Raw genomic sequence first — 306 nt, forward strand, 5'->3', positions numbered from 1 at the left:
CCAGACCCGCCCTTGCCGCAGGAGCAGCTTGGAGATTCGGTTGCGGGCCCGGGCCAGGTCCCGGCGCACGTCGTCGCGGCCTCGGACGAGGTCCCGGGCGGCCTCTTCGGCCGGCGTCGGGACCCGCACCACCGGCAGCTCGTCCATCCGCAGCAGTTTGGCCAGCCGCTGGGCATCCCGTTTGTCGGTCTTGATCCGGTCGCCCGCGGGGCGCTCCATCTTCGACGGGGCTGCCACCACGCAGCGAAGCCCGATCGAGTCCAGGGCCCGGGCCAGCACGAACCCGGTGGGTCCTGCCTCGTAGGC

The 306-nt window shown here is 73.2% G+C and carries 1 protein-coding gene; it reads right to left on the bottom strand.

Features of this window, described 5'->3' with window-relative positions; translation table 11 throughout:
* Nucleotides 1-306 (bottom strand): IS110 family transposase (locus tag TN53_RS43780; RefSeq protein WP_046264520.1); only part of this gene is annotated, 306 nt, incomplete at both ends.

It is taken from the genome of Streptomyces sp. WM6386 (assembly GCF_000972385.1).
In the GTDB taxonomy this organism is placed as follows: Bacteria; Actinomycetota; Actinomycetes; order Streptomycetales; family Streptomycetaceae; genus Streptomyces.